This window comes from Nocardia sp. NPDC059229 (assembly GCF_042754165.1).
Lineage (GTDB): Bacteria > Actinomycetota > Actinomycetes > Mycobacteriales > Mycobacteriaceae > Nocardia.
Genome location: NZ_JBHZAK010000004.1, coordinates 199,985 through 225,101 on the forward strand (window position 1 = coordinate 199,985; position 25,117 = coordinate 225,101).

The following is a 25,117-nucleotide window of genomic DNA, read 5'->3' on the forward strand; positions in this document are numbered from 1 at the left end:
CGATCCCGTTGACCGGGACTGTGACCCGTCACCACCCGTTGCACTGGGGATGGTGTGTGAACGGCGTCACTGTGGTTGGGGATGCCTGCACGAGGAGGAGAGTCAATGCGGATTCTGGTCACCGGTGTCACCGAGCCGAGCGGCCGTGCCGTGGCGCGCATGCTGCTGGCGGCCGGCCACGAGGTGGTCGGCCTGGACCGGCAGCGGCACCGCTACGTGGACCCGCGGGTCGAGGTGATCGTCGGCGATCTGTCCGATGCCCAGGTCTGCGTGCGGGCCGTGGCCGGGGTCGACGCGATCGTGCACCTAGCGGGTCCGGCGGTGGCGGCAATCGCCCAGGCGGCCAAGGATTCCGGTGCGCGCCTCGTGGTTCCCGTTGCGGCAGGCGGTGATTCGAGTGTCGAGAAGATCGTGACCGGCTCCGGCGCGGACGCGCTCATCGTGCGCACCGCGCTGGTGGCCGGCCGGCGCATCGACCGCGGCAGCTGGCGCGCGCTGGAGAGCCTGACCGGCGGCGGCAAGGGCAGCATCCAGGTGCTGCACTACGACGACCTGGAGCGCTTCCTGGTGCTGGCGGCGCTGTCGCAGCGCGGCGGCGTAGTCGAGCTGGCCGCGCCCGGCAACGTGTCGAGCGCCGAGGTGAAGCGCATCCTCGCCGACGCGGGCGTGAAATACGGTGCGTGGCTGCCCAAGTCGTCGGCGTCGCAGACCCCGGTGGACGCGAGCGCCGCCCGCGAGGACTGGGGCTTCCGCTACGGCTGGACTGCCACCGAGGTGATCGCCGACGTGGCGCGCGCCCTGCACGGCCGCAAGAGCGGCGGCTCCGGTATCCGCGCGCGCCGCGGCGCGATTCCGCTGCCCACCCACGTGGTGCCGCAGAACGCCCCGACCTCCGACGGCTACGCGCTGAAATCGGCTGCGCCCGAAGGCCTGCAGGGCGAGTTCGACGACATGGTCGACGACCGCATCCCGGTCTACACCGCCACCAACACCTCCGAGGCGCTGCCCGGCCCGCTCACCCCGCTGACCATCGATCTGCAGGCGGGCGCCATCCGGCTCGGCAACGAGGCCATGGGCCACATGATCGCCATCGAGGGAATCGCGCTGGAGCACTGGGTGTCCCGCGTGACCAGCGTGCTCGGCCACAGCGTGTACATCAACGCCTCCATCGGCGTCTTCTCCGCGCAGAACATGCCCGGCTGGGACGAGGAGAGCGTGCGCCGCGACGTCTACGGCACCATCGGCGATGTCGAACTGCACCCCAAGGGCCGCCCTGCCATGCCGACCGGCCTGGCCGCCCGCGCCGGCACCTTCAAGGCCATGGGCCGGGTCGCCGCCACCGCGCTCGGCTACAGCAAGACCGCCGAGCACATCAATGCCGCCTCGCACGCGGAAGCGCTGACCCGCGACCAGATCTCGGAACTCACCGACGAGCAGCTGCACGCCCGCGCCCTGCTCTGGCGCGACCGCCTCAACCAGGCGTGGCAGGCGGCCTCCATCGGCGTCATGATGACCGGCGCGGCCACCGCCGCCCACAAGGGCGAGGTCAAGATCGACCTGAACCGCCTGGAGTCGGCCAAGACCATGCTGGCCGTGGAGCGACTGGCGGCCCTGTGCCGCAAGGATGCCGGACTGCAGGCGCTGGCCAAGACCGGTGACGTGGCGGCCGCCCGCGAGAAGTCGCCGGAGTTCTCGCAGGCCCTCGACCAGGAGCTGGCCCGGATCGGCCACCGCGGCCCGGGCGAGTGCGAGCTCATCAACGCCACCTTCGGCGACCGCCCCGAGCTGCTGGTCACCGCCGCCGGGCGGGCCGCGGAAATGCCCGCGCCGCACCGCGAACCGGTGCCGGAGCCGACCAGCCGCACCGCCAAGATGGCCGTCGGCGCGACCGTCTACCGCGAGCGCGCCCGCGACGCCGTCGTGCGTGTCACCCACTGCCTGCGCCTGGCCACCCAGGAGCGGGCCGCGCGCCTGGTGCACGCGGGCAAGCTCACCGCGATCGAGGATTCGGCGTTCCTGAACCTCGACGAAATCCTCTGGGCCCCGGCCGATCTGCAGGAGCGGGTGGCGCGCCGCCGCGCCGAGCGCACCCGCTTCCAGGCCATCCGGATGCCCGATGTGGTCAACGGCCCGTGGGAGCCGGAGGAGATCTCCGGCGCGATCGCGGTCGGCGACACCATCTCCGGCCTGGGCGTGAGCCCGGGCGTGGTGGAGGGCACCGTCAAGCGCGTGCTGACCCTCGACGACGACATCGAGCCGGGCGACATCCTGGTGGCCGCGGTCACCGACACCGGCCACACCGCCATGTTCGGCTACGCGGGCGCGGTGGTCACCGATATCGGCGGCTCGGCCTCGCACGCCGCCATCGTGGCCCGCGAGTTCGGCGTCCCCTGCGTCGTCGACACCAAGACCGCCAGCACGGCGCTCCAGGACGGCCAGCGCGTCCGGGTCGACGGCGCCGCCGGAACCATCACGCTGCTGGCCGACGCGGAATAGCTCGGCCGGCAACCGCACCGTGCCTCGGGCGCTCCCGCGCTCGCGCCCGAGGCCGGTCGGTCATGCCCGGACCCGTGGGCCCCGCGCCGTATCCGGCGGCCGGGCCCGCGTCAGAAGCCCGGACCGGGACACCCCACCACCCGGTCCGTGACCGAAAGGAACCCCCTAGTGACGATCTCGCGCGCCGTACGCGGCACACTCACCGGTGTAGCCGCCACGCTCATCGCCCTCACCCCGATCGCCGTCACCCCGGCGCTGGCGGCGCCCGTCCCGGTGCTACAGACGCCCAAGGGCACGTCACTGGACCTGCCGTCCGCGCCGAACGCCCGGGACCTGAGTGGCATCCCGACCCAGGGCGGCGGGGGCAAGGTCAAGGACGGTTCGGTCTTCCGCTCCGACGCGCTGAACAAGCTGAGCGACGCCGAGCAGCAGCAGCTGGTGTCGGCGGGCATCGTCGAGATCATCGACTTCCGCAGCCCGACCGAGCGCGGCCAGAACCCCGACAAGCTGCCGGCCTCGATCCCGGAGAAGTCGCTGCCGGTCTACGACCCGAACAACGACTTCTACCTGTTCTTCGCCAAGGCCGTGCAGGGCGGCCCGGCCGTGCAGCAGCAGCTGCTCGGTGACGGCAAGGGCCATCAGTACATGGTCGACTACTACAAGTGGATGGTCACCGACCCGACCGCGCGCTCGCAGTTCAGCGCCGCGGTCAAGGAGATCGCCAACGCCAACGGCCCGGTGCTGTTCCACTGCACCGCCGGCAAGGACCGCACCGGCTGGATGTCGGCCATCCTGCTGAGCGCCCTGGGCGCGCCGAAGGGCCAGATCTACAACAACTACCTGGCGTCCAACGACAACCTGGCCGCGTCGAACAAGGCCACGCTGGACGGCCTGGTCGCCAAGGGCCTGGTCACCGATCCGTCGCTGTTCGAGCCGGTGCTCGGCGTGGACCGCGACTACCTGGACGCCTCCTTCGACGCGGTCCAGCAGAGCTTCGGCTCCTTCGACAACTTCCTGTCGCAGGGCCTGGGCGTCGACGACGCGACCGTCGCCGCGCTGAAGTCCAAGCTGGTCGGTAAGTAAGCAGTTCCGGAATGCCGACGCTGTGGGCCCGGGGAGGCGGCGGCCATGGGACGGCGTCGGCATTCGCATGTCCGCCGCATGTCCGCTTCACATTCGTGATCGACATGCGAAAATTCGCATGGTGCACGAGATCTGGCAGCTGGACGGGCGGCGCACCCGCTCGGTGAGCGCGGAGAACCCCACCGGCGAGGCCGGCGGGGGCGGGCGCGCCATCTCCGGAACCGGGGCCTTCGCGGCCGCGGGGCTGGGACGCGGGTGGAAGGTGTCGCCGTCCATCGATCTGCTGCCCGGCGAAACCGCCACGCTCGCCGACCTTTCCGGGCCCGGCGTGATCCGGCACCTGTGGCTCACCACCGATCGCGCGCTGCTGCGCGACTTCACCCTCCAGATGTATTGGGACGGTTCGCCCGAACCGGGCGTCGCGGTGCCGCTGGGCGACTTCTTCTGCAACGGCTGGGATCAGCTGGCGCTGATCAATTCCGCCATGGTGGTGGTCGCGCCCGCCGGCGGGCTGAACAGCTACTGGCCCATGCCCTTCCACACTCGCGCGCTCATCACCCTGCACAACGGGTCCGAGCGAGCCGCGCCGGTGTACTACCAGATCACCTATCTGGAGGAGGAGTTACCCGGCGCCGCCGGGTATCTGCACGCCCGGTGGCGCTGCTCCGATCCGCTGGGCACCCCGGCGGAGCATCCGATCGTCGAGATCGACGGCGGTCCCGGACGGTATGCCGGGACGTATCTGGCCGTGCAGCCGCGGGCGGCGGGCTGGTGGGGCGAGGGCGAGCTGAAGTTCTATCTCGACGACGACACCGAATTCCCCACCCTGTGCGGAACCGGCACCGAGGACTATTTCGGCGGGGCCTGGAATTTCGACCTCGACGGCGCTTATCGCCCCTACTCCACCCCCTATCTGGGCATGCCGCAGGTGTTGCCGCCGCATCGAATCTACGAACCGCACCAGCGATTCGGCATGTACCGCTGGCACATTCCCGACCCCATCTGTTTCGACCACGGCCTGCGCGCCACCGTGCAGGCGCTGGGCTGGCGCGCGGACGGCCACTACCTACCGCTGGACCAGGCGCATGTGGCCTCCACCGCCTTCTGGTATCACGCCCTCCCCTGATCCCCCGCGTGTCCCCGTAACGATTGCGGGAAAACAGAAAGATTGCGATTGCTATTGCGTAAAACGCGTCGAACGGGTGGCACGCGGGTGCATGGTTATTGCTATGCGCGCCTTGGTGGTCGAGAAGCCCGGACAGTTCTCGGTCGAATCCGTGCCGGACCCTACTCCGGGCACCGGTGAGGTGGTGATCCGGGTGGATGCGGTCGGGATATGCGGGACCGATATCCATATCGTGGAGGGTGAATTCCCGCCCACGCCCTATCCGATCGTGCCGGGCCACGAATTCGCGGGGGAGGTGGTGGCGCTCGGCGCGGACGCGGCCGGGGTGCGGGCCGGTGACCGGGTGGCGGTGGATCCCTCGCTGTTCTGCGGGCGTTGTCACTACTGCGCGATCGGGCGCGGCAATCTCTGCGAGAACTGGGGCGCCATCGGCGACACCGTGGACGGCGCGATGGCCGAGTACGTGAAAGTGCCCGCCGCCAACTGTTATCGGCTCCCCGGGCATGTGCCGCCCGCGCACGGCGCACTGGTGGAACCACTCTCGTGCGCGGTGCACGGATTCGATGTGCTGCCACGGCGACTCGGGTCGCACTACCTGATCTACGGCGCGGGCACCATGGGGCTGCTCATGCTGCAGCTGGCCATCGCGGCGGGCGCGGCGTCGGTGTCGATGGTGGACACCAATGCCGACCGGCTGGCCACCGCGCGCACGCTGGGCGCGGACGCGGCCACCGTATCCGCCGAGGACATGGACCGCCCCGAGGGCTGGGAGATCGTGATCGATTGCAGCGGAACGGTGGCCGCGATCGAGGACGGGCTGTCCCGGGTGCGGCGCGGCGGCACCTATCAGCAGTTCGGGGTGGCGCCGGCGGCGGCGCGGGCGAGCATCTCGCCGTTCCGCGTCTACAACGACGAGATCACCATCGTCGGCTCCATGGCCGTGCTGCACAGTTTCGGACGGGCCGTGGACCTGCTCGGTGAGGGCGTCATCGACGCCGACACCGTGATCACCCACGACTTCGCGCTCGACGAATTCGGCGATGCTCTGCGGACCTTCCGCGCGGGCACCGGACGCAAGATCCAGCTGCATCCCGGACGGGCGGCGGCACGATAGAGGGTGGTGGCTGGCCAATGACGGTCGTTGCCGGAGTGGACTCGTCCACTCAGTCCTGCAAGATCGTGGTGTGCGATGCCGATACCGGAACGATATTGCGGCACCGCCAGATTCCGCACTACGACGGGACCGAGGTGCCGCCGCTCATGTGGTGGGAGGCGCTGCGGGCAGCGTGTGATCGCATGATGCGCGATGTGGAGGCCATCGCGGTGGCCGGGCAGCAGCACGGACTGGTGGCGCTGGACGCGGCCGGGCATCCGGTGCGGGATGCGTTGCTGTGGAACGACACCCGGTCCGCGGAGGCGGCGACGCAGCTGGTGGACGAGCTGGGCGGGCCGCAGGCGTGGGCGGACGCGGTGGGGAGTGTGCCGCTGGCCGCGCACACGGTGGCCAAGCTGCGCTGGTTCGCCGATCACGAACCCGAGCTGGCCGACCGGACGGTCCGGGTCCTGCTGCCGCACGACTATCTGACCTGGCAGCTGCGCGGCGGTGATCCGGCCACCGAGCCGACCACCGATCGGGGTGACGCCTCCGGCACCGGGTACTGGTCACCGGCCGCGGGCGCCTACCGCCCGGATCTGCTGGCGCTGGCCTTCCGCGGCCGCAGGCCCGCGCTGCCGCGGGTGCTGGCGCCCGCCGAGATCGCCGGGCACACGCCGGGCGGGCGGCTGGTGGCGGCCGGTACCGGCGACAATGCGGCCGCCGCACTGGGTTTGGGCATCGGGGACGGGGATGTGGTGGTCTCGCTCGGGACCAGCGGCACCGTCTTCACCCGCGCCGCGCACCCCAGCGCCGATCCTTCCGGCGCGGTGAACGGGTTCGCCGACGCCACCGGGGCGTTCCTGCCGCTGGTGTGCACGCTCAATGCCGCCCGGGTGCTGGACGCGACCGCGATGCTGCTGGGCATCGATGTGTCCGGCCTGGAGGTACTGGCCGCGCAGTCGCCCGCGGGCGCGGACGGTCTCACCCTGCTCCCCTATCTCGCGGGTGAGCGGACCCCGAATCTGCCGTACGCCACCGGCAGCCTGCACGGCCTGCGCTCGCACACCATGCGCCCGCACCATCTGGCCCGCGCCGCCATCGAGGGCATGCTCTGCAATATCGCCGAGGCCCTGGACCGCCTGCCGACTGTGCCGCATCGAATCCTGTTGATCGGCGGGGCATCCAGGTCCCGCCTCATCGCGCACGCCGCCGCCACCATCTTCGGCCGCACCGTCACGGTGCCCAATCCGAGCGAATACGTCGCCCTCGGCGCGGCCCGCCAGGCCGCCTGGGCTCTGCGCGGCGGTCCCCGCCCACCCCGCTGGCCCACCCCCGCGGGCACCGAATTCCATGCTCTGGCAGTGGGGATCGGCGCCGCTATTCGCCAGCGCTACACCGAGATACGCGACACCTACTACCCGTAGACGACCGGACCGTCGGACAGATAGTCGTCCCAGGTCTGGTGCCGGGTGATGTAGGTCCGGATGGCGTCCCGGGCAATGTCGTGTTTCGACCGCCCTTCCATCGCCGCCTGCGCACTCAGCGCAGCTTCTTCGTCCTCGCTGAGCCGCAAAGTCCATGCCACCGCGAATTCATACCACCCCCGCGCAACCCTGTCTGCCGAACGGTTGACCAGTTGGCAACCATCACATGACCGGCGGGTAGCTCCGGGGCCGTGCGACGAGCCGCGATTGCGCTCACGGCGAGCGTAACCATCGTCGGTACCGGTGGCCGGGTCGTAGCTTCACGCGGTATGACGACCGAGCTGAGCACTCCGTTGAACGATATCGTCGAGGCGACCGGCCGGGCCGTGGCCGCGGATCCCGCCCAGGCCACGGTGGTGTTCCGGGCCGCGGGGACACCGGAGGGCACCGTCGGGAGCGCGATTGCCCTGGGGCGGTACACGGTTCGGGTGGACGAGCCGCCGTCGCTCGGCGGTGCGGGGTCCGCACCGAATCCCGTCGAGGTATATCTGGCCTCGCTGATCGCCTGCCAGGTGGTGACGTATCGGTTCTGGGCGCAGCGGCTCGGCGTGGCCATCGAGGAGTTGGCCGTCGACGCCGAGGGCGATCTCGATGTGCGCGGCTTCTTCGGACTCGACGACACGGTCCGCCCCGGATTCCAGGCGGTGCGCGTGACCGTGCGGATCAGCGGACCCGAGTCCGCCGAGCGCTACGCCGAATTGCAGCGGGCGGTCGACGAGCACTGCCCCGTCCTGGATCTCACCACCGGCCGGACCCCGGTCGAGACCACCCTCGTCACCCAGTAGGAACACGTCCCCAACCCACCGGAGGCCCCGATGACCGCATCCGCTCTGCCCGAAGACCCCACCGCCGCCTGGAGTTTCGAGACCAAGCAGGTCCACGTGGGGCAGACGCCCGACGGCGCGACCGGCGCCCGCGCGCTGCCGATCTACCAGACCACCTCCTACGTCTTCCGCGACACCGATCACGCCGCCGCGCTGTTCGGGCTGGCCGAGCCGGGAAACATCTACACCCGCATCATGAATCCCACCCAGGACGCGGTGGAGCAGCGGATCGCCGCGCTGGAGGGCGGTGTGGCCGCGTTGCTGCTGGCCTCGGGTCAGGCGGCGGAGACCTTCGCGATCCTGAACCTCGCGGGGGCCGGGGACCACATCGTGTCCAGCCCGCGGCTTTACGGCGGTACCTACAACCTGTTCCGGTACACCCTGCCGCGGCTGGGCATCGAGGTGAGCTTCGTCGAGGATCCGGACGACCTCGACCAGTGGCGGGCGGCAATCCGCCCGAACACCAAGGCTTTCTACGGGGAGACGGTGTCCAACCCGCAGAACCACATTCTCGACATTCCCGGCATCGCGGAGGTCGCGCACGGTTCCGGGATCCCGCTCATCGTCGACAACACCGTCGCCACCCCGTATCTCATCCAGCCGCTCGCCCACGGGGCGGACATCGTCGTGCACTCGGCGACGAAGTACCTGGGCGGGCACGGCGCGGCCATCGCGGGCGTGATCGTCGACGGCGGCGCCTTCGATTGGCGCACTGGACGTTTCCCCGGATTCACCGAGCCCGACCCGAGCTACCACGGTGTGGTCTACGCCGATCTCGGCGCACCCGCCTACGCGCTCAAGGCACGGGTGCAGCTGCTGCGTGATCTGGGCTCGGCCATCTCGCCGTTCAACGCCTTCCTCATCAGCCAGGGCCTGGAGACCCTCAGCCTGCGCCTCGAACGGCACGTCGCCAATGCCCGGGCGGTGGCCGAATTCCTCACCGAGCGACCCGAGGTCACGGCCGTCTCCTATGCGGGCCTGCCGTCGTCACCGTGGTACGAGCGCGGAAAGCAGCTGGCCCCCAAGGGCGTCGGCGCCATCATCGGCTTCGAGCTGGCCGGCGGGGTCGACGCGGGCAAGCGCTTCGTCGAAGCCCTCACCCTGCACAGCCACGTCGCCAATATCGGCGACGTCCGCTCCCTCGTCATCCACCCCGCCTCCACCACCCACTCCCAGCTGACCCCCGAGGAGCAGCTCGCGGCAGGCGTCACCCCCGGCCTGGTCCGCCTGGCCGTGGGAATCGAGGGCATCGACGACATCCTCGCCGATCTGCGCGCCGGATTCGCCGCCGCGCAGTAGCCCTCAGAAACGATCGAACGGGCGAATCGGCGGGGAGACAGCCGAATTCACCTGGAGGGCGATGATGAGCCCGATGCTCAGGTAGGTGCTGATCGGGCAGAGGACCACCGCCGCCGCATACAGCAGTTGCACGATGCCGATGCGGCGGCGGATGGCCGTCAGGTCCTCGGGTCCGGTGTGCTCGGCGAGCAGACCGGCGCGACGCGCATAGCGGAGCGCGGCGAGCTGGACCAGGCCCAGATACAGCAGGTCGGCCCAGTACACCAGCAGGGCCAGGCGGGACTGGGGGAAGGCGGCCAGCAGCGCGGTGGCGAAGGGCACCAGGCAGATTCCGAACAGGAACATGAGGTGGATCCAGGTCAGCGAGCGGTCCGCCCGGTCCATGAGGTTGAGCTGGGTCTGCTGGCCGATCCAGAACATGCCGAGGGTGAGGAAACCCAGCAGGCAGATGAGGAACTGCGGGCCCACGTGGGTGAGCGCATGCCAGACCGGTTGCTCGTCGGAGACCGCGCCCGCACTCCACAGCGAGCGCTCGTGCCACGCCTCGCCCGCGGGCACGTGCAGATCCAGCACCAGCAATGTCATTGCCACAGCGAAGATTCCGTCGCTGAGCGCCCCGAGGCGGCCGAGGTCCTGCGCCGCGATGCGGTGATATCGAGTCATCCACCTGCCCTTCCCGGGCCGGACCCTAGCGGATGTCACGGGGCGGCGCGGTGTTGCTCCCGGGCGAGGAAGTGGGCGGTGGCTCTCGTTGCGTCGTAAAGGGATCGGTAGTGGCGGTAGTACAGGGCGTAGTGGGCGGTGACGGACGGGTCGGGTTCGACCGTGGTGATGATCGGGTTCCAGGCGGCGGTGTCCAGGCCCAGGGCTTCGGCGGCGAGCAGGGCGTCGCCCAGGGCCGCACCGACCGTGTCGGCCGGAAGCTGCTGGGGCAGGCCGGTGATGTCGGAGACGATGCGGGTCCACAGCCCGCCCTTGGTGCCGCCGCCCACGGCCACCAGCCGGGTGGCGGGAGCCCCCGCGGCGGCCATGGCCTCGAGGTTGTGCCGCACGCCGTAGCCGATGCCCTCCAGGACCGCACGGTAGAGGTCGGCGCGCTGGTGGGTGACGGTGAGACCGGCGATCACGCCGCGGGCGTCCGGATCGAACAGGGGTGTGCGTTCGCCCGCGAAGTAGGGCAGCACCAGCAGCCCGCGGCTGCCCGGCGGAACGTGGGCGGCCTCGTCGACGAGTTCGGAGAAATCGCTGCCGGTGAGGGTGCGCAGCCAGTCGGTGATCGCCCCGGAGGTGGCCATGCCGGCGGCGGACGTGTAAGTGCCGGGCCAGGTTCCGCAGGTGGTCCACAGGCCGGGCTGGGGGCGGGGGTCGGTCAGCACCTGGGTGAGGAACATGGTGGTGCCGTACATGATCATGCAGTCGCCGGGGGCGCGGACGCCGACACCGGCGGCCTCGGCCCAGGCGTCGATGGTGCCGGTGGTGACCGGCAGCCCGGCGGGCAGGCCGGTGGCCGCGGCGGCCTCGGCGGTGACCCGGCCGACTATCTCGGTGGGCCAGGCCAATTCGGGTAGTCGCAGGCCGGGTGCGACGGATTCGGCCCAGTCCACGGCCCAGTCGCGGGCCATCAGGTCGTACATGGGCACGCACTGGCTGGCGGATTGATGGTCCAGGACGTAGCGGCCGGTGAGGCGATGGACCAGAAACGAGCTCGCCATCAACAGTATCCGGGTGGCCCGCCACACCTGCGGCTCGTGGCGGATGAGCCAGCGCAGCTTCGGCCCGACCGCCTGACTGGTGAGCGGCGAGCCGCAGCGCTCCAGCACGGTCTGCGCGCCCAATTCCGCGTTCAGTTCCTCGATTTCGTCGCCGGCGCGCGTGTCGACCCCGTAGAGGATGGCGGGCCGCAAGGGGCGGCCCGCAGCGTCGGCGGGCAGCAGGCACGGCCCGATGCCGCTCACCGCGAGCCCCTCGAGGGGTTCGCCGTCGGCGGCCGCCACCAGTTCGCGGGCGATGGCCGCGAAGTCGGCCCACCACACCGTCTCCGCGTCGTGCTCCACCCAGCCCGGGCGCGGCGTCGAAACCCGGTGCGGTCGTTCGGCTCTCATCGCGACCGTGCTCGCGTGGTCGACCAGGACGCCCTTGGATCCGGAGGTGCCGATATCGATGCCGAGGAACATGTCAGCTCGCCCGGCTGAATTCGTCGAGCGTGACGTCGAGCAGTTCGCAGGCCGCGCGGACGGTGGCGCGCTGGTCGCCCGGCACGGCGTGAATGTGATTGGCGCCGAAACGGGACAGGAAGTCCCCGGCGTCGGCGTCCAGGCGGGCGAAGGCGTGCGGCCACTCCCAGGTGGACTGTTTCATGAGCGATTCGTTGGTGGCCGGGTCGTAGGTCTCGAACTCGCCGAGCATCAACTGCATGCGGTAGGCGCCGCCGCGGCGGGTGAGCCGGGCCAGCGTCATCTGCCCGGGCGCGGCCAGGTGGTGCACCGACGCGCCGCCGGCCGGGAAGAAGAACACCTCCGGATACAGGTGCACCCGGGCCAGATTCTCGGCCGGATCGTCGCTGCGCGCCGCGTACCAGGTGGCGTGCTGGCCGGAATTGCACAGATCCCAGATGTCGCGGTCGGCGTGATAGTGCCGGACATCGGCGAACAGCACCGGCGTGCCCGCGATCTGCTTGAGCAGCTGCATGGTGAGCGCCCCGTCCATATCCGCCTCGGTGGCGCACACGTGGGGCTGTTTGGGCCCGTTCCAGTCGTAGGGGTCGTTGAGGAACGCCTCGGTGATGTCCATGGTGGCGAAGTACTGGGTGAGCTCCGGCTGTCCCTTGATGCCGGAGAAGTCCAGCCGCCATTCCGCGATCAGATCCCGCATGGCCAGGTACGAGCGCAGCTGCCGTTCCAGCAGCTCCGGCGTCAGCTTGCCGCCGTCGTAGTGGACCCCGGCGGTATTGCGCTCCAGCCATTCTCGCGCCGCCCGGGCCTCACCGGCGTCGGCGAGTTCGGCGCGGCGCACGATCTCCCACTGGTCGATCTCCTCGACATCGATGCCGAACACCCGCTGCCACTGATCGGTATTGGCGACCGCGGTGTTCATGCCCATGGGCCGCCCGCCGATGCGCCCGAAGGTGCTGCCCCGCAGGCCGGCCACCGCCGCCGCACCGCGAGCGCGTTCCCCGATAGCCGCGATCAGGTCCGGATCGGCGGGATCGCCCCACAGCCGGGCGTGCGCGCGGCCGATCTGGTCCAGCGCGCCGCCCGCAGCCAGCATGCCCACCATGCCCGGCTGCACCGGGTCGATATTGGACAGCAGCAGCAGCGGCCCGCGCAGCGCGCCCGCGGCCAGCATGGTGAAGTGCGGGAACGCCCACACCGCGTAGTACAGCACGGTCAGGTCCACCCCGGCCGCCTCCACCTGCCGGGCCACCCGCACCGCCTGGTCGTTGCCGCCGATGGGTTGCACACCGCGAATCACGGTGTGCCCGGCCGCGGTCAGCTCGGTGACGAGCCGGTCCTCCGCGGTCCGGATGAATCCGACGATGCCGCCGTGCACATAGTCGCGGCCGTCGGAAAGACTGATCACGCCGATTCGGGCCATACTGCCTGCCTCCCCGCACTGGGTGGACTCTCGACTCCGTTCAGAATTCCAGTTCAGGCCGCACGCCGCGCCCGAAATCGGATTTTCGGGGTGAACGCGGGCCTGGCTGTCTCAGCGTGGGAAGTGCAAGCGGGCCAGCGCGACTCCGCCCTGCGCCCAGCCCGCGTGGGTGATCCAGAGGGCGTCGTCGTGGGTGATCACCTCGGCCGCGTGGGCGGGCACGTGCCCCACGCGGCCGGACGCGTCGAAGTGAAAAGGGTTGTCGCCACGGAAGATCTCGGTGCCGACATAGCCGGGGCGCGGACCGATCAGCAGATACCAGGCGCCGGCGTGGCGGAGCACGAACGGCGATTCGGTGTTGCCCGCGCCGGTTCCGGTCGCCGGGTCGGTGTAGGCGATGCGGCGCTCGCTCCAGTGCAGCAGGTCCGGGCTGGTGCGATAGGCGACGACGTGGTTGCCGCCGGTGGGGGCGCTGGTCGCGCAGTAGTACATGACCCACTGCCCGGCCACCCGCAGCACCATGGGGTCGCGGGCGTCGTAGCCGTCGCGGAAGACCGGGCCGCCCGGATGCCGGGTCCAGTGGAACAGGTCGGCGGAGGTGGCCAGGCCCATACCCGTTGCGGTGCGGTCGGTTCCGCCGCCGTCGTAGAACATGAAGTAGATGTCGCCGTCGCGGACCACGAAGGGGGCCCACAGGTGGGTCTCGCCGCGCTCGCGGTCCACCGTCAGCGCGGCGGGATGCTTGGTCCACGGGCCGTGCGGATCGTCGGCGGTGGCGTGCGCGAACTCGGTCTCGTCGAAGGGGTCGGCGGGCTCGGGATGGGTGATGCCGAACAGGTGCCAGCGCCCGCCGACGTCCTGGACCAGGGTGTGATCGTTGATGTACCAGCACTGATCCGGCTCGCTGGGGTCGTAGATGCGCCGGAACTCCCCCGCTGTCACCATGCCCATACCCGTCCTCCATATAGGACCCGACCTGTCCTATTTCCGTTCGACAATGGACCCATGCCGGAACTCTCGCTGCGAACCCTAAACCGCACGCTGCTACTGCGTCAGAAGTTGAACGAACGGGTCGCCATGCCCGCCGCGGAGCTGGTCCGGCATCTGGTCGCGATGCAGGCGCAGGAACCGAACTGGCCGTATGTGGGGCTGTGGTCGCGCCTCACCGATTTCCGCCACGAAGATCTGACCGCGCTGCTGCGTGATCGAACAGTGGTGCGCGCCACCACGATTCGCCGGACCGTCCACCTGACGGACGCCCAGGACTACCGCTGGCTGTACCCGACGGTCCGCCCGGCGATCGAGCCCACGCTCCGCTCGGCCTACCTCCGGGATGCGGTCGAGGGCCTCGATATCGCCGAATTGGCCTCGGCCGGAACAGAACTGCTGACCGGCACCACCACTTCCCGCCGCGACCTCGGCAAAAGGCTGTCCGAACGCTTCCCGGGCCGTGAACCGCGCGTCCTGGTCCACGCGCTCGGCATCATCCACCCGCTGGTACATGATCCCGCCGCGGGCGTGTGGGGCGCGTGGCGCGGCCGCTCGGTCTCGGTGTCGCCGGCCGAGGAGGCGATCGGCACGCCCCTGGCCGACGGCCCGCTTCCGGAAACCCTCGTCCGCCGCTATCTGGCCGCCTACGGCCCGGCCACCGCCGCCGACATCCAGGAGTTCGCGGGCGTCACCCGGCTGGCAGCGGTGATCGCCCGCCTGCGCCCGGAACTGCGTGTCCTGCACGATGACTCGGGCCGCGAACTCTTCGACCTCCCGGACGCCCCGATCGCCGACGCCGAACTGCCCGCCCCCGTCCGCTTTCTCCCCGCCTTCGACAATGCCTGCCTCGGCCACCGCGACCGCAGCCGCATCATCAGCGATGCCGACCGCGCCCGCATCGCCAAGATCGCTTCGGGCGGAGTGCCCATGTATCTCGTCGACGGATTCGTCCACGGCCGTTGGGATCTGGACGGTTCCACGATTCGGATCACGCCCTGGCATTCCCTCACCCATGCCACCGAGGCCGCTGTCCGCGACGAGGCCGAACGCCTGCTCCCGCTCGTCGTATCCGGTGAAGAAGGCAAGATCATGATCGAGACGCGCTGATCGGATCTCTCTCCGGCGCGGCCACATCAGGGGGTCAGCGGGCCTTTCTCGCAGCGCGGAGGAAGTCCTTGTTCAGGCGGCCGATGACGTCCTGCGGGATTTCCTTCGGGCAGGCGAGGGTGCATTCGCCGGTGTTGGTGCAGCCGCCGAAGCCCGCATCGTCGTGGGCTTCGAGCATGCCGACGACGCGGGAGTGGCGCTCCGGCTGTCCCTGCGGCAGGAGGCCGAGGTGGGTGACCTTGGCGGCGGTGAAGAGCATGGCCGAACCATTGGGGCAGGCGGCCACGCACGCGCCGCAGCCGATGCATTCGGCAGCCTGGAAGGCGAGGTCGGCGTCGGGTTTCGGGACCGGGATCGAGTGGGCCTCGGGTGCGGCGCCGGTCGGCGCGGTGATGTAGCCGCCCGCCCGGATGATCCGGTCGAAGGCCGAGCGGTCGACCATCAGGTCCTTGATGACCGGAAAAGCCTTGGCCCGCCACGGTTCCACGGTGATCGTGTCGCCGTCGGCGAACTTCCGCATGTGGAGCTGGCAGGTCGTGGTGGCCTGCTCCGGGCCGTGCGGAGTGCCGTCGATGACGAGTGAGCACGCGCCGCAGATGCCCTCGCGGCAGTCGTGGTCGAAGGCGATGGGCTCCTCGCCGGCGCCGGTGAGCCGTTCGTTGAGGACGTCGAGCATTTCCAGGAACGACGCGTCGGGCGAGACCTCCACGCCGTAGTCGACCATCCGGCCCTTGTCGCGGGAGTTCCGCTGCCGCCAGATACGCAGGGTGAGTTTCATTCTCGATTCCGCTCTTACTTGTAGGACCGCGTGCTGGGCTGGACGTACTCGTAGCTCAGCGCTTCCCGGTGCAGCGTCGGTGGCGCGTCCTGGTTCCATTCCCACGCGGCGACATAGGAGAAGTTCTCGTCGTCGCGGCGGGCCTCACCATCCTCGGTCTGCGACTCGGCCCGGAAGTGGCCGCCCGCGGATTCGGTGCGGTGCAGGGCGTCGATGACCATGAGTTCGGCCAGTTCGAGGAAGTCGGCCACCCGGCCCGCGCGCTCCAGCGACTGGTTGAGGTCATCGCCGGAGCCCGGTACCTTGACGCGCTCCCAGAACTCCGCGCGCAGTGCGGGAATCAGGGCCAGCGCCTTGCGCAGTCCCGCCTCGGTCCGTTCCATGCCGCAGTACTCCCACATGAGGTGGCCGAGCTCGCGGTGGAAGGAGTCGACGGTGCGGTCGCCCCGGATGGACAGGAGTCTGTCGATCATCGCGGTGACCCGGGCCTCGGCGGCCGCGATCGCGGTGGCCGGCACCTCCCCGACCGGACCGCGGGCGAGATAGTCGCCGAGGGTGGCCGACAGGACGAAATACCCGTCGGCCAGGCCCTGCATGAGTGCGGAGGCCCCGAGCCGGTTGGCGCCGTGGTCGGAGAAATTGGCCTCCCCGATCACGAACAGTCCGGGAATGGTGGATTGCAGGTCGTAGTCCACCCACAGCCCGCCCATGGTGTAGTGCACGGCGGGGTAGATGCGCATGGGCATCTCGTACGGGTTCTCGCCCGTGATCCGCTCGTACATCGTGAAAAGGTTGCCGTACTTGGCTTTCACCGCATCGACGCCGAGCCGCCCGATGGCGTCGGCGAAATCGAGATAGACGCCGAGTCCGCCCGGCCCGACTCCGCGGCCCTCGTCGCAGACGTTCTTGGCCGCGCGGGAGGCGATGTCGCGTGGCACCAGATTGCCGAATGCCGGATAGATGCGTTCCAGGTAGTAATCGCGCTCGTGCTCCGGCACATCGTTCGGCTTACGTTGGTCCCCAACATTTTTGGGCACCCACACCCGGCCGTCGTTGCGCAGCGACTCCGACATGAGCGTCAGCTTCGACTGATGCTCACCCGAGACCGGGATGCAGGTCGGATGAATCTGTGTGAAGCAGGGATTGGCGAAGTACGCGCCGTGCTTGTGCGCCCGCCACGAGGCCGTGACATTCGAGCCCATGGCATTGGTCGACAGGAAGTAGACGTTGCCGTACCCGCCGGAGGCCAGCACCACGGCGTCGGCCGTGTAGGACCGGATCGCGCCGGTGACCAGGTCGCGCACGACCACGCCCCGCGCCACCCCGTCCACCATGATGAGGTCGAGCATCTCGTGCCGCGCATGCAGTTCCACGGTGCCCGCGTCGACCTGCCGCAGCAGCGCCTGATACGCGCCCAGCAGCAGCTGCTGCCCGGTCTGGCCGCGGGCGTAGAAGGTGCGCGAGACCTGCGCGCCGCCGAACGACCGATTGTCGAGCAGGCCGCCGTACTCCCGTGCGAACGGAACACCCTGCGCCACACACTGATCGATGATCTGCGTCGAGATCTCCGCCAGCCGGTGCACATTCGACTCACGGGACCGGTAGTCACCGCCCTTGACCGTGTCGTAGAACAGCCGGTGCACGCTGTCACCGTCATTGCGGTAGTTCTTGGCGGCATTGATCCCGCCCTGCGCGGCGATCGAGTGCGCCCGCCGCGGCGAATCCTGGAAACAGAACTGGATCACGCGATAGCCCTGCTCCCCCAGAGTGGCCCCCGCCGAGCCGCCGGCCAGCCCGGTGCCGATGACGATGACCGTCTTCTTCCGCTTGTTCGCGGGATTGACCAGCTTGGCCTCGAACTTGCGGGTGGTCCAGCGCTCGGCGATCGGCCCGCCCGGCGCTCTGGTGTCGGCGATCGGCTCGCCGATACGGAAAAGACTGTCGTTCATGGCTATTTCACCCATCCGAAGGAGACAGCGATCGGGACGGCCAGGAAACCGGCGACCAGCAGGATCGAGACGGCGGCCGCGAGCAGGTCGTAGCCGCGAGCGCCGGCCAGACCCAGGGTCCGGGCGGCACTGCGAATGCCGTGCCGCAGGTGCAGACCCACCATGACCACGGCGACAACATAGAAGAGCGTGACGTACCAGTGGGACGGCGCGAAGTCGGCGACCACCTTCTCGTACGGAGTCGCGTTGCGGCCCAAAGGATTCACCGCGCCGAAGGTCAGATCCAGCAGATGCCAGACGAGATACAGCGCGATGATCACCCCGCCCCACCGCATGGTGTGAACGGCATAACCCTGCGCATGCGACTTCTTCTTGGCCGCGTACCCGACCGGCCTGGCGCGCCGCGCCGTACGCGCGAGCGAGACCGCCGACCACATGTGCAGGATCACGCTCACCGCGAGCACGACCTCCACAGCCGACAACAACCCCCGCCGAGGCACCGCGGGCTCACCAACCGTCCGCAGCCACTCGGCGTAGTGATTGAAATCCGACGCCCCCAGAAACACTTTGAGATTCCCGGCCATGTGGGCGATGAGGAAAAGCACCAGAATGCCCCCGGTCACCGCCATCACGGCCTTCTTGCCCACCGTCGTCCGGTAGAGCTCAGGTATTACGACAGCCACCAGCGGAAACTACGTCCGCTCCGCACCCCCGGTCCAAGTCCCCAACGCTCTGGTCTCCATGACCCTGGCCTATGCACCGAGCTGCAACCGGAATTACTACTGCAAGTAGTGAATGCGGCCCGTGAACGATGTCACACGGAGACCGAACCAGCGAACCCCGGCCGAAAGCACTCGGCCGGGGTCCGCCGCCGACGGCGTCGCGATCAGCGGATCTCTCGGGTGAGTCGGGACGACCACGGACACCAGAAGCAACCCGGCAGGAAAGCGCCGCAAGCCTCGTCCAGGTTTTCCTCGACGTAGGAGATAGCCGAGTCGCAGACCTCGATCGCCACAGTGAAGAAGCTGATCGTGTCCGGATCGAGGTGGAAGCTCCAACCCGGGTTGTAGTCGGCCACCCGCTTCCTGATGCGTCCCATGACATGGATCGACATCTGCTCCTCGCCGGACAGGATCCGACGTGCTTCCGCGATGCGCTGCGGGTCATTGAGCCGGATGATGAATTCCTTGCCGGAGTAATCGGTGAATGCGAAGTCCGCCATGACATCTCCCTGCCAGAAGTAGTGGATGGGATTCGTACGCGGTTCTGCATCGATGCACTCAGCATCGTATCGGCGCGAGAGCGCTGTGTACACGAAATTCTCTGCGCGACAATCGATTTGGACTTCCAGCCGGTTTCCGGCGGCGTTAACCGGACCGACGGGTCAGTTCTGGCCCTGGTTAGCGGCGTGGTGGCCATTGCTTCGAGAGGAAAGCTGGGGTCGGATCGATCTCCCGGCGAAAATCAACTCACGGATCGCGATAGCGCCCCGTGCAACGGGCGCGGCGACCCGGCCCTCGGCGTCGATCAGCACAGCCGACGGTGTACCGCGAACGCGATATCGCAGCGCCGCCTCGTTGCCCTGCTGCACCAGCGACGGGATCTCGCCCAGACCCTGTTCGGCACCCCAAACGGCCTGCTCATCGGCATCGCCGTTCCCGACGACGACCATGGTCATGGCCGTGCGCGCCCGCCACCGCGGCAGCTCACGGGCCAGCGCGGCGCACATCTCACAGCCCGGGTGCACGAACACCAGCAGCACTGCCCGGCCCCCCGAGAGCAGGTCCGCGAGGTTCGTACGGGCGCCCGCGAGGTCGAGCAACTCGAACTCCGGGGCGACCGAGCCGACCGGCAGGCCCTCGGCGCCCAGCGTCGAGAGCGCCTGCTCGTCCAGCCGGCGCCGCAGCGCGCCGACCTGGCCGACCAGCCACGCCAGGACCCCGCACAGCAGCGCACCGAGCGCGAGCCCCGTCGCGGCATCGGCAGCCAGTCCGGCGGGCACCGAGGGACGGGCCAAACCGCCCCATACGACCGACGCCGCGAGCACCATCAGCACACCGTTGCGCACGATGCTGCGCGCACCGATCGGCGTCGTACTCGCCGCGCCGAAGCATGAGCACGAGGGGCGCTTGCCGCGCCGCAACAAGCGGACCATGACCACCGTGAAGACCATCAGCAGGAGCAGCGCGCCGACTGCCGCCGCGACGGCCGTCCACGGCAGGACGACGCCGACCGCCAACACCGCCTCGGCGACCGGCAGCCCCCACGCCACGGCGGGCACCCACCGCACCGGCACCTCGAACTCCCCCACCGCCTGCCGCGTACCGGCGCGATCGGCCAGTTTCCCCCAGGCCGACAACCCGAACACCACGGCGAGCGCCAATCGCGTAACCCACACCCCGTATTCGATCAGCATGGGCCGCACCCTCCCACATCAGCGATTATTCGAATCGAGAATCGCCGGAAGAGTATTCGAGGTGTTGCGAAGACCCCAGCTCGGCGGCCTCGTGGAGGTCGAGACCGCCGGCTGGGATCTGATCGTCGAGTTCGTGGCCTTGCACAGCTCATGCGGCGGTAGGTACGCCGCGGGCTAGAACTGCTCGATTTTCATCCTGTCGCAGGAGAGAGTGACGGTCTCATTCGCCGGCCCGGCGTTGCCGGCCTCGAGCGAGGGAACGTTCCACGAGCGAGTCCAGGCATTTATCAGACTGATCGCCAGCACGGGCTCCCCATGGCCGTCCAGCTCGGTGATCGTGATATTCGCTCTCGCGCCGTGGGGGTCCTTCAGCGACTGCCGGATCCAGCGGTCGAATACCTCGCTCTTGTCCGGGCTCCGGGTGATGGTCACCTCACGCTGCTCGGCCTCCGGCTGGTGGTCATCTCGTCCATCGCCGAGACCCGACACCACGCGGCGCGCCTGTTCCATGAAGAACCTGTCCAGATCGATACGGAACATTCCCGTGCTGATCTTGTCCTGGGTTTGCATGTCGACCTCCTGAATTCGTAACCGATTGGTTTCTCGCTCATGAGGCAATGCCATTCGAGAGTACGGCGTGGACGGGGCCGCCGGAATGGGAAATTGCGGTCTTCTCGATCAACGGCCGCCCGCGGTCCGCACCACGCAGCGGCGGTGGCGGTGGGCATACGCGTCGGCGGATTCGTCGCGGCCTCCGGATCCACCGGGGCGTGGAATGCCCGAGTCATCACCGAAGGGTGGAAGAGGTGTGACCGGAACTTGGACCCTCACACCGTGTTCGGTGGACACGTCCCGAGGCCCGGTTCCGGCTGATCAGGGCCCCGCCGAAAGACGAAGGGGCTGTCGCCTTTCCGGGCTATTCGGGAAGTTATGTCGGTGTAGCAAGACTATTTGGACCCGGGACTATTGGGTTTTGGTGAGGGCGTGGCGGTTTGGGCTGCTGGGGATTCTCAGCCTGTTATTGGTGGCGCCGCCCAAGCCGATCAGGCCGCCCGGCAGGGCTGCCGGTAAGAATCGCGTCACCCGGTACATGAAGCTGTCGTAAAACCGGGTCAGCGCTGGCTCGCGCTCGGCGGATAGGTAGCCACGTGTCCTTCCGGCATGACCACCGACCGATGGATGTCGAGTCTGCGCTCTGTTACGGTACAGAACGTGTCGTTTCGTAATGAGCGCTCCCGGGACGCGGCCACTGGGGTGCGTACTGGACGGCCTCGGGATCGAGTGCGCGAGGTCGAGATTCTCGCGTGCGTGTTGGAACTGCTTGGCGAGGTCGGTTATGACGCGTTGACGTTCGAGGCGGTCGCGCGTCGTGCCCGGGCGTCGAAGGCGACGCTGTACAGGCGCTGGGAGACCAAGCGTGACATGGTGGTCGCCGCGGTCAAGGCCGGCCCTGCGTCCGGCAACTCCGCCGACGCGGTGGATACCGGCTCCCTGCGGGGAGACTTGATCGCTTTGTGCGAACGGCTCGACACCACTATGCGCTCGGCCGACGCGACAATGAGCTTGATGCTGCTCCAAGCGGGCCTGGAAGACCCCGACTTGTGCCGTCATATCGAAGAGGTGACGGGGCCGACCGGGGCCAAACTGCCGGCATCGGTGATGTCCGCGGCGATCGGCCGTGGAGAGCTACCAGCGGGCGCGAAACCGTTCCCCTACGAGGAGATCGCCGGGTCAGTGCTGCTTCTGCGCAGGCTCAACGGGCTTCCGGCAGGACCTGAATACCTGTCGCACCTGGTCGACACCATCCTGATTCCCGCTCTGCAAGCAAGCGGGAGACCCGAACCGCCGCTGCCGGCCATCTTCTCCTGACGACACATTTCTCAACCCAACCAACGAAAGGTGCGCGCCCATGACGGGCACGACGATCGACGGCTTCGAATACCGACAGCTCCCCGGGGAGGGTGGCGTCCATCTGAATGTCGCCATCGGCGGTGACGGCCACCCCATCGTCTTGTTGCACGGCTTCCCGCAAACTCACCTCATGTGGCGGCATGTCGCCCGTGAACTCGCCGAGCGGTACACGGTTATCGTGCCCGACCTGCGTGGCTACGGCGCGAGCGGCAAACCCGAAGAAACGACCCCGGACACCTACTCGAAGCGGACCATGGCGCACGACATCGTCAACATTGTGCGCGAAATCGGATACGAACAATTCAGCCTGATCGGCCATGACCGCGGCGCTCTGGTCGGGGTCCGGGCCGCGCTCGACCACCCGGAGAAGATCACCCACTTGGGGATCCTGGATGTCTTGCCGACCATGGATACCTGGGACGTGCTGCACGGCGTCGATGCAGCCGTCGCCTGGCACCTGTATCTGATGGCGCAGCCAAAAGGCTTGCCCGAGCGGATGATCGAAGCAGTCGCCGAAGACTTCTTCAGCTCGTTCCTCGACGCCTGGGACCCCAGCGGAACCACATTCCCACCACACGTACGCCAGCACTACATCGACAGTTCCACGCGCGCTGTACCGTCCATCGTCGCCGACTACCGGGCCACCGCCGGTATCGACCTCGAGATGGACCGAGCCGACCGAAAAGCAGGCACCCAGTTGGCCATGCCCGTGGGAGTGATCTCCCAGGACTGGGGGGCGCGCCTCGGATTCGACGCATCCGCCCTGTGGCAGCAATGGGCCCCGACCGCCACCTACAAGCCGATCGATGCCGGCCACTTCATGGCAGAAGAAAAGCCCGTGGATGTCACCGCCTTCATCCAGGAATTGGTACAACGCACGCCCGCATGAGTCGACAACCCTCGAAGAACCTTCGAGGGTTGGCAGCGGGCCTCGCCATCCACATGGTGCTGCCCTGGCTGCTGGGCCTTGGGTGATCTTGGCCCGTTGACCTTCTCGCGTGCGTCGGTTGTCGGTGGCCGCAGATACTCTGCCGCCCACAGGCGATGCGAGGTCGGTGAAGGAACGGATCGGGTTCGTCGGCACCTCGGCTCGGTTTCGGGTCGAGGAGCATCGGCAAACGAAAGCCACGCTCGGGCCAGAGACCTGGGGTTCCAGTAGCAATCGCGCGAAAAACAACGACAATGGCTCGACCAGAGGTTATGTCGTTGTATCTGCTGTGGCCAGAGCCACAGTGAAGTTGCGCCCCAATGTGTTTGGACCCGACCGCGATCAGTAATCGGTCGGGTCTTCGCCTCCTCACGCTCGGCCGCCGACAACCCCGCACCGGCCTTGCCGACCGGCGGGGCGCCCTGCGCGAGCGCCTTCTTCACCCACACCCGCAACGTCTCGTAATGCACATCCACCAGCAGGCCGATCGCCTTGGCGGCGGCATACGCGAACTCATCCAGTCGCTCCAAGACAGACGGACGGCCTTCTTACGAACCTCGGGCGGGTAACGCTCGACATGATGGAACCCACCCTCCTCAAAGGAGGAAGCGGCCCCAAACCCGTAACGGTTCCATGCCAGCCCTTGCGTAGGAGCGTCATCGATCCAGTCGACCGCTCTGAGCTGAGGCGTGAGGGTACCTATCGAGGACTCAATGGGCCGCCGACTTGTTCCCAAAGCTGGGAGGCGTCAAGCCGATCGACTGTAATAGCCAAGCCCTCGGCCAACTCGGGCCGAAGCCTACGGGCGGACGTCCGCCCGCTGCGCTCCGGCGTCTTCGCGGCGGGTCCCACGTGAGGCGCGGGTAGCCGCGGCGGTCAGGAGTAATCCACACATGGTCAGGCCCGCGGCGATGAGGTAGATGGGTCTGGGTCCGGCGGTGGAGTCGGCGATGAGTCCGCCGAACAAGCCAGCGCAGGCGGCCGCGACCTGGTAACCGGAGGCGTTGACGGCCATGGCCAACGTGGGCGCTTCGGAGGCGGTCGTCATGACGCGTGCTTGCATGCCGGGGATGATCGCGAAGCCGAGCAGTCCGATCGCCACGACCGCCACCGCGGTGAGTGCGGTCGAGGTGGCGACGAACCACGTACTCGCCAGGGTCACGGTCAGCAGCCCGAGCAGGGCTGGTTGGAAGAGTCGGGGGTTGCGGTCGTAGAGCGTGCCGCCGAGCAGATTGCCGATCGTCGCGCCGACGCCGTAGGCGAGGAGCAGGACCGGCAGCCGCGCGGCGGGGTGGCCGCCGAGATCGGTGAGCAGCGGGGCGAGATAGCTGAAGACCATGAGAACACCGACGTTGCCGATCGCGGTGATGGCCAGCGCCACCAGCACCGGCCGCTGTCGCAACACTCGCAATTCCGAGACCGCCGAGGTTCGACCCGCATCGCTCGGCGGGGTGAGTAGCCAGAACACCAGGCCCAGCCCGATCAGGCAGGCAACCGCGATCGCGGCGAACGTCGCGCGCCAACCCCACTGATGGCCGATCTGGGTGCCGATCGGCGCTCCGAGGATCATGGCCAGATTCATCCCGAACGCCAGCCGGGCCACCATGGTCCCGGCTCGTTCGGGTGGCGCGGACTGCACGGCGATCACGATGGCTTGGGCGAAGAAGGTCGAGGTCACCAGCGCGGTGAGCACGCGGGCGGCCAGGAGCATCGGGAACCCGGGGGCGAGGGCCGAGACCGCATTCCCGACGACCGCCACAACCAGTAACGCCAGCATCAGCCGCTTCCGGTCGATCCCGGCGGTCATCGCGGTGAGCACCGGGCCACCGATGATCATGCCCACGGCGTAGGCCGTGACCAGCAGGCCTGCGGTGCCGACGGCGACCCCGAGATCGGTGGCGACCTGGGGCAGGATTCCGGCCACTACAAACTCGCCGGTCGTGATGCTGAAGACGCAAAGCATGAGGATCGCAAGTCGAAGCATGCTGGCACGCTAAACTCTCACGTCGACGTGAGAGTCAAGCCCGGAGCGAACG

The 25,117-nt window shown here is 68.6% G+C and carries 22 protein-coding genes; 10 read left to right on the forward strand and 12 right to left on the reverse strand.

Features of this window, described 5'->3' with window-relative positions; translation table 11 throughout:
• Window positions 1–105 precede the first annotated feature (105 nt).
• From ACFXHE_RS12230 to xylB, 5 genes are all read left to right on the forward strand, one after another.
• The gene (locus ACFXHE_RS12230; protein WP_379382422.1) at window positions 106–2,496 is read left to right on the forward strand and encodes a PEP-utilizing enzyme; all 2,391 of its coding nucleotides are present in this window, start codon (window positions 106–108) and stop codon (window positions 2,494–2,496) included.
• A 168-nt stretch (window positions 2,497–2,664) separates the two neighbouring features.
• The gene (locus ACFXHE_RS12235) at window positions 2,665–3,579 is read left to right on the forward strand and encodes a tyrosine-protein phosphatase (RefSeq protein WP_379382424.1); all 915 of its coding nucleotides are present in this window, start codon (window positions 2,665–2,667) and stop codon (window positions 3,577–3,579) included.
• A gap of 121 nt (window positions 3,580–3,700) precedes the next feature.
• Window positions 3,701–4,705, forward strand: a complete 1,005-nt coding sequence (locus ACFXHE_RS12240) for a glycoside hydrolase family 172 protein (protein WP_379382426.1) — start codon at window positions 3,701–3,703, stop codon at window positions 4,703–4,705.
• Between the two features lie 103 nt (window positions 4,706–4,808).
• Window positions 4,809–5,819, forward strand: coding sequence for a zinc-dependent alcohol dehydrogenase family protein (locus ACFXHE_RS12245; RefSeq protein WP_379382428.1), 1,011 nt, complete (start codon window positions 4,809–4,811; stop codon window positions 5,817–5,819).
• 17 nt (window positions 5,820–5,836) lie between these two features.
• On the forward strand, window positions 5,837–7,225 hold the full coding sequence (gene xylB, locus ACFXHE_RS12250; protein WP_379382429.1) for a xylulokinase: 1,389 nt from the start codon (window positions 5,837–5,839) through the stop codon (window positions 7,223–7,225).
• Here xylB and ACFXHE_RS12255 read toward each other — a convergent pair.
• On the reverse strand, window positions 7,216–7,386 hold the full coding sequence (locus tag ACFXHE_RS12255; protein WP_379382431.1) for a ribbon-helix-helix protein, CopG family: 171 nt from the start codon (window positions 7,384–7,386) through the stop codon (window positions 7,216–7,218). The genes xylB and ACFXHE_RS12255 overlap by 10 nt on opposite strands.
• A gap of 168 nt (window positions 7,387–7,554) precedes the next feature.
• On the opposite strand from ACFXHE_RS12255, the gene ACFXHE_RS12260 reads away from it, so the two are divergent.
• Window positions 7,555–8,070, forward strand: a complete 516-nt coding sequence (locus ACFXHE_RS12260) for an OsmC family protein (protein WP_379382433.1) — start codon at window positions 7,555–7,557, stop codon at window positions 8,068–8,070.
• 30 nt (window positions 8,071–8,100) lie between these two features.
• Window positions 8,101–9,408 carry a bifunctional o-acetylhomoserine/o-acetylserine sulfhydrylase gene (locus ACFXHE_RS12265; protein WP_379382434.1) on the forward strand — a complete coding sequence of 436 codons (1,308 nt, stop codon included), beginning with the start codon at window positions 8,101–8,103 and terminating at the stop codon, window positions 9,406–9,408.
• A gap of 3 nt (window positions 9,409–9,411) precedes the next feature.
• Here the strand turns inward: ACFXHE_RS12265 and ACFXHE_RS12270 are convergent, their stop codons facing one another.
• From ACFXHE_RS12270 to ACFXHE_RS12285, 4 genes are all read right to left on the reverse strand, one after another.
• Window positions 9,412–10,071, reverse strand: coding sequence for a TMEM175 family protein (locus tag ACFXHE_RS12270; RefSeq protein ID WP_379382436.1), 660 nt, complete (start codon window positions 10,069–10,071; stop codon window positions 9,412–9,414).
• 35 nt (window positions 10,072–10,106) lie between these two features.
• Complete coding sequence (locus ACFXHE_RS12275; protein ID WP_379382438.1) at window positions 10,107–11,582, reverse strand: FGGY-family carbohydrate kinase; 1,476 nt, start codon at window positions 11,580–11,582, stop codon at window positions 10,107–10,109.
• 1 nt (window position 11,583) lies between these two features.
• Window positions 11,584–13,002 carry an L-fucose/L-arabinose isomerase family protein gene (locus ACFXHE_RS12280; RefSeq protein WP_379382440.1) on the reverse strand — a complete coding sequence of 473 codons (1,419 nt, stop codon included), beginning with the start codon at window positions 13,000–13,002 and terminating at the stop codon, window positions 11,584–11,586.
• Window positions 13,003–13,113: 111 nt separating this feature from the next.
• Complete coding sequence (locus ACFXHE_RS12285) at window positions 13,114–13,953, reverse strand: glycosyl hydrolase family 32 (protein ID WP_379382442.1); 840 nt, start codon at window positions 13,951–13,953, stop codon at window positions 13,114–13,116.
• 54 nt (window positions 13,954–14,007) lie between these two features.
• Here ACFXHE_RS12285 and ACFXHE_RS12290 point away from each other — a divergent pair, with 54 nt between their 5' ends.
• Window positions 14,008–15,099: a winged helix DNA-binding domain-containing protein gene (locus ACFXHE_RS12290; protein WP_379382444.1), complete on the forward strand. Its 1,092-nt coding sequence runs from the start codon at window positions 14,008–14,010 to the stop codon at window positions 15,097–15,099.
• A 34-nt stretch (window positions 15,100–15,133) separates the two neighbouring features.
• Here the strand turns inward: ACFXHE_RS12290 and ACFXHE_RS12295 are convergent, their stop codons facing one another.
• From ACFXHE_RS12295 to ACFXHE_RS12320, 6 genes are all read right to left on the reverse strand, one after another.
• Complete coding sequence (locus ACFXHE_RS12295; protein ID WP_379382446.1) at window positions 15,134–15,877, reverse strand: succinate dehydrogenase/fumarate reductase iron-sulfur subunit; 744 nt, start codon at window positions 15,875–15,877, stop codon at window positions 15,134–15,136.
• Window positions 15,878–15,891: 14 nt separating this feature from the next.
• Entirely contained in the window at window positions 15,892–17,826 is a 1,935-nt protein-coding gene (locus tag ACFXHE_RS12300) for a fumarate reductase/succinate dehydrogenase flavoprotein subunit (protein ID WP_379382448.1), read from the reverse strand.
• 2 nt (window positions 17,827–17,828) lie between these two features.
• Window positions 17,829–18,509, reverse strand: coding sequence for a succinate dehydrogenase cytochrome b subunit (locus tag ACFXHE_RS12305; protein ID WP_379382449.1), 681 nt, complete (start codon window positions 18,507–18,509; stop codon window positions 17,829–17,831).
• Window positions 18,510–18,712: 203 nt separating this feature from the next.
• Window positions 18,713–19,141 (reverse strand): calmodulin, encoded by a 429-nt coding sequence (locus ACFXHE_RS12310; protein ID WP_354834914.1) that lies wholly within the window; start codon window positions 19,139–19,141, stop codon window positions 18,713–18,715.
• A gap of 69 nt (window positions 19,142–19,210) precedes the next feature.
• The gene (locus ACFXHE_RS12315; RefSeq protein WP_379382451.1) at window positions 19,211–20,242 is read right to left on the reverse strand and encodes a MauE/DoxX family redox-associated membrane protein; all 1,032 of its coding nucleotides are present in this window, start codon (window positions 20,240–20,242) and stop codon (window positions 19,211–19,213) included.
• Between the two features lie 174 nt (window positions 20,243–20,416).
• The gene (locus tag ACFXHE_RS12320; RefSeq protein ID WP_379382453.1) at window positions 20,417–20,812 is read right to left on the reverse strand and encodes a phage tail protein; all 396 of its coding nucleotides are present in this window, start codon (window positions 20,810–20,812) and stop codon (window positions 20,417–20,419) included.
• Between the two features lie 711 nt (window positions 20,813–21,523).
• Here ACFXHE_RS12320 and ACFXHE_RS12325 point away from each other — a divergent pair.
• Both ACFXHE_RS12325 and ACFXHE_RS12330 read left to right on the forward strand, forming a co-directional pair.
• Window positions 21,524–22,111, forward strand: a complete 588-nt coding sequence (locus ACFXHE_RS12325) for a TetR/AcrR family transcriptional regulator (RefSeq protein WP_379382455.1) — start codon at window positions 21,524–21,526, stop codon at window positions 22,109–22,111.
• A gap of 40 nt (window positions 22,112–22,151) precedes the next feature.
• Complete coding sequence (locus ACFXHE_RS12330; RefSeq protein ID WP_379382457.1) at window positions 22,152–23,042, forward strand: alpha/beta fold hydrolase; 891 nt, start codon at window positions 22,152–22,154, stop codon at window positions 23,040–23,042.
• Window positions 23,043–23,880: 838 nt separating this feature from the next.
• Here ACFXHE_RS12330 and ACFXHE_RS12335 read toward each other — a convergent pair.
• On the reverse strand, window positions 23,881–25,065 hold the full coding sequence (locus ACFXHE_RS12335; RefSeq protein WP_379382459.1) for an MFS transporter: 1,185 nt from the start codon (window positions 25,063–25,065) through the stop codon (window positions 23,881–23,883).
• Window positions 25,066–25,117: the final 52 nt, after the last annotated feature.